Consider the following 9,124-nt stretch of genomic DNA (forward strand, 5'->3'; position numbering starts at 1 on the left):
GATGACTTCAGCATCAATCGTTTTCAAACCGCGTGGCAGCGCTGCCGAGATGGTGTAAACCGCATCTCCGCGCCACTGACCACCCTTAATCTCAACATTTGTGCGCAGATGGCGCGCAAATCCGTATCCACGGATCAGCGAATACTGCGCAGCCGCACATTCTGTATAACGGCGCACATCGTCAGGCTGCGCCTCACCCTCTATCGCCACCACAAATTGCACGAGATCGCCATCCAAAAGACGGGTCTCAATGCCTTTATAGCTGAGTGCAGGCCTCGTATCTTCAGGCGCAGCACGGCTCACAACCTCGCGGGATGTCTCCTCGTAAGCGCCCAGCACGGCCAAAGAGGCCGCGCTCAGAGTTATGCGCGCCAGAGGCGTCACTCGGCGGCCACTTTCTGTGCGCCACGCGCTTTTACGCCCGCACTCAATTCCGCCATAAGCTCGGAGGCGCGTGCAATCGGGTTGGTCAGGTAGAAATCTGAAATCGCATTTTTGAAGCTCGCAGTGCCAAGTTTGCCCGGCGCTTCAGATGTCCATGCGTTCTCAGGAACCTCATCAATCTGCGCCAGATGCGGAACCTCTGCAACAAGCGCCTGACGCAGCTGTGCAAGACTGTCCCAAGGCTGTGTCGCCCCGGCTTCTGCCGAAAGCGCTCGCAGAATGGCCCAGTTTTCCTTCGCCTCACCAGGTGCAAAGCCAGCACGCAACGCGAGCTGTGCGCGGCCTTCCGTATTCACAAACAAGCCCTGCTCTTCCGTGTAGGCAGCCCCTGGCAAAATCACATCAGCACGATGTGCGCCACGGTCGCCATGGCTGCCTTGATAGATCACAAACGCCCCTGCCTGAATGTCAACCTCGTCAGACCCGAGGTTGTAGATCACATCTGCGCCCTCGGTCGCCGCCGCAAGGCCGCCTTCGGTAACGGCGTTGATATCCATCGCCCCCACACGGCTCGCGGCTGTGTGCAGCACCAGAAGTTTTGATCCTGTTGCCTCCGCAAGCTGCATCGCAGCGGCCAGAACCGCCGCGCCGTCGGCTTCACGGATCGCGCCTTGGCCAACAATCACAAGACTCTCGACCTCAAGAACCTCTTTGAAGGTTCCGCCAAGCGCCTTTTCAAGTGCTGCGCGGTCGTCGCCCATATGTGAATATTCATAGGTCAGATCAACGGCTTGGCCGATCAGCCCCACGTCCGCTCCCCGCGCCCAGGCACGGCGAATGCGCGCGTTAAGCACAGGCGCTTCCTCGCGCGGGTTTGTTCCAATCAGTTGGATCATCTGCGCGGTGTCAATGTCTTCAATGCTGGCCGTGCCCACATAGCCCGAGCGGTTGCCCGCTGGCAGCTTTGCCCCATCGGTGCGGCATTCGACGCTTCCGCCCAGCCCTTCAACAAGCTGCTTCAGCGCAAAGGCGGCTTCCACAGAAACGAGATCGCCCACAAGACCAGCGACTTTGCTGGCGCCTTTGATCTTTTCGCCCGCAAGGCTCAAGGCCTCGCCCCAGCTTGCGGCGCGCAGCTTGCCGTTTTCGCGAATGTAAGACGTGTCCAGACGCTGGCGGCGCAGACCGTCCCAGACAAAACGGGTTTTGTCAGAAATCCACTCTTCGTTCACGCCGTCATGGTTACGCGGCACGATCCGCATCACTTCGCGGCCCTTTGTATCGACCCGAATAGAGGAGCCAAGCGCATCCATCACATCAATCGTTTCGGTCTTGGTGAGTTCCCAAGGCCGCGCGGTGAAGGCATAAGGCTTGCTCACAAGCGCGCCCACAGGGCAGAGATCAATAATATTGCCCTGCAAGTTGCTGTCGAGCGTCTCGCCCAAATAGGCGGTGATTTCGCTGTCTTCGCCGCGGCCCGTCTGGCCCATCTGGGTGATCCCAGCGACCTCGGTGGTAAAGCGCACACAGCGCGTGCACGAAATGCAGCGGGTCATGTGAGTTTCAACCAGCGGGCCAAGGTCCAGATCGTCCGAGGCACGCTTTGGCTCGCGGAAGCGTGAGAAATCAACGCCATAGGCCATGGCCTGATCCTGCAGGTCGCATTCGCCGCCTTGGTCGCAAATCGGGCAATCCAGCGGATGGTTGATCAACAAGAATTCCATCACGCCTTCACGCGCTTTCTTCACCATCGGCGAATTTGTTTTCACAACAGGCGGCTGTCCCTCAGGGCCGGGGCGCAAGTCACGCACTTGCATCGCGCAAGACGCTGCAGGCTTGGGTGGACCACCAACAACTTCCACAAGGCACATACGGCAGTTGCCCGCAATGCTGAGGCGCTCGTGATAGCAAAAACGCGGCACTTCAACGCCGGCTTCTTCACAGGCTTGAATCAGCGTCATCGCGCCGTCAACTTCTACCTCTTTTTCATCAATGATGATTTTGCGTAAATCGCTCATGTCGTCTCACTTCGCTCTCAGCAGGCTTCCGATCGTGCTGCCATTTTCAATCTCGGCGTAGCCAAGCTTGCACAAATCAGCAGCATCTTTCGGGTTCAACCCTTTTGATTTCACATAGTCTTCGCCTGCCGCTCTAAGCCGTGCCTTCTCGGCATCGCTCTTGCGATAGGCGTTAATCTCGTCGTCACTATACCCGAGGGCATTGGCGCGCTTTTTCAGATCCCAGAGAAAAGACAGGCCCTTGAGCTTGCGCTCGCTGATACTGTCGCATTCTTTTGAAATGATCAGCGCAAGTCCGACATTCAGCATCTGGTCGTCAATCTCGCGGACATCGCGCAAGTTTGGCTTCGCAGCGGCCATCGTTCCTCCCAGAAGGCCACCTGCCATAACCGCAGTCACCACAACACTATTCAACACTTTCATATGCGCATTCCTTTTCTGCAGGGCCAGAGGCGCAGAGACTCTGCGCTTTCTCTCTACAGAAGAGGTGACGCCAGCGTCTGATATGCAATAACAGCCAAACGCCGCGCCGCTCGGGGCAGCGTGCCGCGCCTTATGGAGAGCATAACTTACCATCCGCTGCACCGCCCGCTCAGTGAAAGCATCCCGCCATCTGAAAGCGTCACGCCCTCAAGCTCCGTGTCAGGGCCCTGCCCTTCCCAAAGGATCGCTGTGTTGCCATATTGTTCAATGCAATAGCGGTTGGCCTCAATGCGCGCGGCCTCCAAGGCGCCTGCCACACCGCGGCTTGCGCCCCGCACCGAGACAGAAAACTTCGACCGATCGTCGCGGTCGCGGTTAAGTTTGCCTTTGAAAACGGCGCCCTCATAGGCATAGCTCTGCGCACCCACCGTGCCTTTTGCCCGCTCACAGCCAGCAACCGACATCACAACCAAGAGAGAGAGGCCAAGCAGTGAGGCTCTTTTTTGCATGGTCATATCCTGATCCCTCTGCCCTGAGCCTCAGTCAGACCAACGGCCCCCCGAGGCCAGATCAAACAACCGCCCCTAGCCGCCATACGCAAACACGCTCCCAGAGCGACCTGAACAGGGCTGCTTGGCAGGGTTGTCATGTGCACGGCGTTCGTCATGAAATCTCTTACTCCGCCGCCAGTGTCTTGCCCGAAGCTTGGGCTTTGATACGGTCTTCAATCTCGTCGCGGAAGTTGCGGATCAGCCCCTGAATGGGCCAAGCCGCCGCATCGCCAAGCGCGCAGATCGTGTGGCCTTCTACCTGCTTGGTTACATCCCAAAGCATATCGATTTCTTCAGGGTCTGCATTGCCCTGCACCAGACGCTCCATAACACGCATCATCCAGCCTGTGCCTTCGCGACAAGGGGTGCACTGCCCGCAGCTTTCGTGTTTGTAGAATTTCGCCAGACGCCAGATTGCCTTAATAATATCAGTGCTTTGATCCATCACGATCACAGCCGCAGTGCCAAGGCCCGAGCCAAGCTCACCCCGCAGGTAATCAAAATCCATTATCGCGTCTTTCATGTGCTCCCCGCGCACACAGGGCACAGAGGAGCCACCGGGGATCACAGCCTTAAGGTTGCCCCAGCCGCCACGGATCCCGCCGCAATGCTTCTCAATCAGTTCTTCAAAGCTGATGCTCATCTCTTCTTCGACAACACAGGGCGTGTTCACATGACCAGAGATCGCAAACAGCTTTGTGCCAGCGTTGTTCTGGCGGCCAAAGCCTGCAAACCAGCTCGCACCGCGCCGCAGGATGGTTGGCACAACAGCAATGCTCTCAACGTTGTTCACAGTGGTTGGGCAGCCATAAAGACCCGCCCCTGCAGGGAACGGCGGCTTCATCCGTGGCATCCCCTTCTTGCCTTCAAGGCTTTCAAGAAGGGCTGTTTCCTCACCACAAATATAAGCGCCAGCGCCGTGGTGCAGATAGATGTCAAAATCCCAGCCGCTACCTGCCGCATTCTTGCCAACAAGGCCCGCGTCATAGGCCTCATCAATCGCCGCCTGAAGCGCTTCTTTCTCGCGGATGTATTCACCGCGAATATAGATGTAGCAGGCGTGTGCTTGCATCGCAAAACTTGCGATCAGGCAGCCCTCAATCAGCGTATGCGGATCATGGCGCATGATCTCGCGGTCCTTACAGGTTCCTGGCTCGGATTCATCCGCATTCACAACCAGATAAGATGGCCGCCCATCACTCTCTTTGGGCATAAAGCTCCACTTAAGCCCCGTCGGGAAGCCCGCACCGCCACGCCCGCGCAAGCCGCTGGCTTTCATCTCGTCGATGATCCAGTCACGGCCCTTGCCGATGAGCTTGTCGGTCCCGTCCCAATGCCCACGTGCCTGCGCGCCGCGTAAAGTGCGCTCGTGCATTCCGTAAATATTGGTAAAGATACGGTCCTGATCTTTGAGCATATGCCTTAACCCTCTTTGTCCTGGCGCTTGCGCCAGAGCTGCAACGTGACAACCAGCGCCCATACGAGCGCGCCAATCGCCGCAAAATCTATCAGGAGCGCATAGCGCCCCGCGAGCCCCACCTGAGGCCCAAGCCACTGAGCAGCAAGCCACAAAACCATTGCGCCAGCGATCACAAGTGAAACCACCCGCCCCGCCCGTGCCTGCTTTTGGTCCTGCTCACTGCTCATAGCCATATCCTATCAAGCTTTCTTCTTTTTCTTCGAAAACTCTGTCTCACCACCCGCCGCAAGGATCTTGGCTTGCGCCATCCAATCGTCGCGTTCGATACGGCCTTTAAAACGAAGGCGACTGTCGACCCATTCAATCTCGGCTTTGCCCCATTTCTCGATCTGGTCATAATGCCAGAAGCCAAGCTCGTTGAGTGTCTGCTCGAGCTTGGGGCCAACGCCGCTGATCAACTTGAGGTCATCCGCCCCCGACTTGCGCGGCGCTTTCATGCTGCGTGGTTTCTTCTCGCCCGCAGGCGTTGCAGTCGCTTTGGCTGACGCGGCCTTTGGAGCGGCCTTCGCCTTGGCCGCAGGCGTTGTTTTGGCTGCGGTTTTTGCAGCTGCTTTTGGGGCCGTTGCCGCCTTCGCAGGGGCTGTCTTGCTGGACTTCGCTTTTGCCGTAGCCTTCGCAGCCGGTTTGACGGCCGCCTTCGTCGTGGTGCTTGCCTTTGCTGTGCCGGCTTTCGCGGCAGCCTTTGGCTTGGCAGCAGCCTTCACAGTCTTTGCTTTCGGTGCAGACTTCGGTGCTGCTTTGGCATTCGCCTTACTCTCCTGCGCAGCTTTTGGAGTGTGCTTGGCTTCTGCCTTGCGTTTTTCGTCCGCTGCTGTCGCTGCTGCTGTCCCGTCATCCGTCTTGGCTGCCGTTGAAGCAGCATTGCCAGCGCTTGCGGCAGTAGGCGCGCTTGAGGGGGCGACATCAGCTACCGTATCTTTTGCACCGCTCTTACAGAAGAGCGCGCTGAGGACTAGCCCAGCAAAAATCCCGACCGCCAGGCCCACCAACAACGCGGCAAAGGGGCCAACGGCGCTGTGGCTTAGCGCGTAGGCAAAAATACCCGCAACCAAACCAAGCAGCCAGCACACCCAACCACAAAACCCTAAACCTGACGTATGTTTCATTTCACTTCCCCCTTGCCGAAACCATGCGGCATTTCACTTTTATTTTTTGTTTTTCTTCGAAAATTCTGTCTCGCCACCCGCCGCAAGAATGCGAGCTTGCGCCATCCAGTCATCCCGCGTGATACGACCCTTAAATCTCAGGCGGCTGTCCACCCATGCAATCTCGTCATCTGTCCATTTCTCGATCTGGTCAAAATGCCAGAAACCGAGGTCATTTAGTGTTTGCTCGAGCTTGGGGCCAACACCACTGATCAATTTCAGATCATCCGCCCCCGCTTTGCGTGGCGCCGTCATAGTGCGCGGTTTTTTCTCAGCCACAACAGCCTCTGGCGCCGCAGGCTTAGACTTGGGTGACGTCGGCTTCACTTCGCTCTTCACGCCCTTCGGCGCAGCGGCCTTTGCCGTTGTCGGTTTTTTAGGAGCCGCCTTGGACTTGGCCTTCGCGGTCCCACCCGATTTGTCCGAGCGGTCAAGCCATGGCGTCAAGATCGGAACTTCGGTTCCGTCAATCCGCTTCACAGTCTCGCCAAGGTCCACAGCCAGCTGAGCACTGGCGTTATATTGCGTTTTACCGCTGTCATACTCGGTCAGCGATGTCAGGCCAGACAAAGGCTCAGCCGCATAGCGCCCGTTTTGCGGGCCAGGAACAGGCACGCGCCCTGCCGCCAGCTCGTCAAGGATTTTGCCAAAGCCCTCAGCCGTGAGGTCTTCGTAATAATCTTTGCCGATTTGAGCCATCGGAGCGTTGGAGCACGCGCCCAAACATTCGACCTCTTCCCAAGAAAAACGCCCATCCTCTGAAAGCTGATGTGGCTTGGCCGCGATCTTGTCTTTGCAAACGGCAATCAAGTCTTCCGCGCCACAAATCATGCAGGACAGCGTCCCACAAACCTGAATATGTGCAACAGAGCCAACAGGTTGGAGCTGGAACATAAAGTAAAACGAGGCCACTTCAAGCACGCGGATCTGCGCCATGCCAAGCATATTGGCGACCGTCTCAATGATCGGACGGGTCACCCAGCCCTCTTGCTCCTGTGCGCGCCACAAAAGCGGAATGACCGCGCTTGCTTGACGGCCTTCGGGGTATTTTGTGATCTGCGCCTCGGCCCACTCTTGGTTTGCAGGCGTGAAAGCAAAGCTCTCTGGCTGATCATGATAAAGACGACGAAGCATCAGTTCTTCTCTTTCTTTAGTAGCTTAACAACCGACAGGCTCACCTGTCGATCTCCCCAAACACAACATCCATAGTCCCGATGATCGCAGCAACATCGGCAAGCTGATAGCCGCGCGCAATATGGTCCATGGCCTGCAAATGCAGATACCCCGGCGCGCGGATTTTGCTGCGGTAAGGCTTGTTCGTGCCATCAGACACAAGATAAACGCCAAACTCGCCCTTAGGCGCTTCGACACAGACATAAGTCTCGCCCTCAGGCACGTGAAAGCCCTCGGTGTAAAGCTTGAAGTGATGGATCAGAGCTTCCATCGAGGTCTTCATCTCGGCGCGCTTGGGCGGCGTCAGCTTGCCACGGGCCAGAATGTCGCCCTGCCCCTCAGGCGCGCGCAGCTTGTGGCAGGCCTGGATCATGATGTGTGCAGACTGGCGCATTTCTTCCATGCGCATCAGGTAACGGTCATAGCAGTCGCCGTTCTTGCCCACAGGGATCTGGAACTCGAACTCATCATAGCATTCATAGGGCTGCGCGCGGCGCAAATCCCACGCCATACCAACCGAGCGCGCCATTACGCCCGACATTGCCCAATCCAGAACGTCCTGCTCGGTGATCACACCGATCTCGACATTACGCTGCTTGAAAATACGGTTCTCTGTGAGCAGCCCACCAAGGTCTTCCAGAAACTTCGGAAAGCCGATGGCCCACTCTTCGATATCGTCAATCAGATCAGGCGGCAGGTCTTGATGCACACCGCCGGGGCGGAAATACGCCGCGTGAAGCCGCGCGCCACAGGCCCGCTCATAAAACACCATCAGCTTTTCGCGCTCTTCAAAGCCCCAAACAGGCGGCGTAAGGGCGCCCACGTCAAGCGCTTGCGTTGTCACGTTGAGCAAGTGGTTCAAAATACGGCCGATCTCGCAATACAGCACGCGAATAAGGCTCGCACGGCGCGGCACTTCCACACCTGTCAGCTTTTCGATCGCAAGACACCAAGCGTGTTCCTGGTTCATCGTGCCGACATAATCAAGACGGTCAAAATATGGCAGATTCTGAAGGTAGGTGCGGCTCTCCATGAGCTTTTCCGTGCCACGATGCAGCAGGCCGATATGCGGGTCGCACCGCTCCACAATCTCGCCGTCAAGCTCAAGCACAAGCCGCAAAACGCCGTGCGCCGCAGGGTGCTGCGGGCCGAAGTTCAGGTTGAAGTTGCGAATTTTCTGCTCGCCCGTCTGGGCGTCGTCAAAGCTCGTGCCATCCATCATTTCGCGCCCTCGCCTTTTTCATCACCTGGAAGGATGTAATTCGCGCCCTCCCACGGGCTCATAAAGTCAAACTGCCGGTATTCCTGAACCAGCTTCACAGGCTCATAGACAACGCGCTTTTGCGCCTCGTCATAGCGCAGCTCGACATAGCCCGTTGTCGGAAAATCCTTGCGCAGCGGATAGCCGCGAAAGCCATAGTCCGTCAAAATACGGCGCAAATCAGGGTGGCCGCTGAAGAGAATACCAAACATATCAAAGACTTCCCGCTCAAACCAGTTCGCGCTTGGGTGAACTTCGGTGATCGACGGCACGATCTCATCCTCACGGATCGCCATCTTGAGGCGAATACGGTGATTCTGAAACATACTGAGGAAATGATAAACAACCTCAAAGCGCTTCGGGCGCTCGGGATAGTCTACAGCCGTCAGGTCAACCAAGGTCGAAAACTTGCAAGCGTTGTCGGCCTTCAAAAACTCGACAAGCCCCGCGATATTCGCAGGGGCCACATCAAGGCTCAGCTCGCCAAAGCTCACATCCCAACCCAGCACACACTCGGGCCGTTTGGCCTCGATAAACGCGCCCAGCTCTCGCAGCTCTTCGCTCATAAATTTATTCCTCTCGCCTGCGCTTAACGCGCAATCGTTCCTGTGCGGCGGATTTTACGCGCCAGCTGCATGATCCCGTAAAGAAGCGCTTCCGCCGTCGGAGGGCACCCCGGAACATAAATA

General features: G+C 57.2%; 10 protein-coding genes and 1 pseudogene. All 11 read right to left on the reverse strand.

Annotated elements, in window-relative coordinates:
• Positions 1 to 345, reverse strand: a 345-nt coding sequence (locus ACTF58_RS13055; RefSeq protein WP_438992413.1) for a hypothetical protein, incomplete at its 3' end; no start/stop codon positions are given.
• A 35-nt stretch (positions 346 to 380) separates the two neighbouring features.
• Positions 381 to 2,402, reverse strand: coding sequence for an NADH-quinone oxidoreductase subunit NuoG (nuoG, locus tag ACTF58_RS13060; protein WP_438992405.1), 2,022 nt, complete (start codon positions 2,400 to 2,402; stop codon positions 381 to 383).
• Positions 2,403 to 2,408: 6 nt separating this feature from the next.
• On the reverse strand, positions 2,409 to 2,825 hold the full coding sequence (locus ACTF58_RS13065; RefSeq protein ID WP_438992406.1) for a DUF5333 domain-containing protein: 417 nt from the start codon (positions 2,823 to 2,825) through the stop codon (positions 2,409 to 2,411).
• A 146-nt stretch (positions 2,826 to 2,971) separates the two neighbouring features.
• A complete protein-coding gene (locus ACTF58_RS13070; protein WP_438992407.1) occupies positions 2,972 to 3,340 on the reverse strand; it encodes a hypothetical protein in 369 nt (122 codons plus the stop codon).
• Positions 3,341 to 3,500: 160 nt separating this feature from the next.
• Positions 3,501 to 4,793 (reverse strand): NADH-quinone oxidoreductase subunit NuoF, encoded by a 1,293-nt coding sequence (gene nuoF / locus ACTF58_RS13075; protein WP_438992408.1) that lies wholly within the window; start codon positions 4,791 to 4,793, stop codon positions 3,501 to 3,503.
• 5 nt (positions 4,794 to 4,798) lie between these two features.
• Entirely contained in the window at positions 4,799 to 5,023 is a 225-nt protein-coding gene (locus ACTF58_RS13080; RefSeq protein WP_438992409.1) for a DUF5337 domain-containing protein, read from the reverse strand.
• 12 nt (positions 5,024 to 5,035) lie between these two features.
• Entirely contained in the window at positions 5,036 to 5,962 is a 927-nt protein-coding gene (locus tag ACTF58_RS13085) for a hypothetical protein (RefSeq protein ID WP_438992410.1), read from the reverse strand.
• Between the two features lie 39 nt (positions 5,963 to 6,001).
• Entirely contained in the window at positions 6,002 to 7,135 is a 1,134-nt protein-coding gene (locus ACTF58_RS13090) for an NADH-quinone oxidoreductase subunit E (protein ID WP_438992411.1), read from the reverse strand.
• Between the two features lie 40 nt (positions 7,136 to 7,175).
• The gene (locus tag ACTF58_RS13095) at positions 7,176 to 8,393 is read right to left on the reverse strand and encodes an NADH-quinone oxidoreductase subunit D (RefSeq protein WP_438992414.1); all 1,218 of its coding nucleotides are present in this window, start codon (positions 8,391 to 8,393) and stop codon (positions 7,176 to 7,178) included.
• The gene (locus ACTF58_RS13100) at positions 8,393 to 9,001 is read right to left on the reverse strand and encodes an NADH-quinone oxidoreductase subunit C (protein ID WP_438992412.1); all 609 of its coding nucleotides are present in this window, start codon (positions 8,999 to 9,001) and stop codon (positions 8,393 to 8,395) included. Before ACTF58_RS13100 ends, ACTF58_RS13095 begins: the two co-directional genes overlap by 1 nt.
• 23 nt (positions 9,002 to 9,024) lie before the next feature.
• Positions 9,025 to 9,124, reverse strand: a pseudogene (locus ACTF58_RS13105) (NADH-quinone oxidoreductase subunit B); the annotation flags it as partial.

Source organism: Lentibacter sp., assembly GCF_965657785.1.
Classification (GTDB): domain Bacteria; phylum Pseudomonadota; class Alphaproteobacteria; order Rhodobacterales; family Rhodobacteraceae; genus Lentibacter.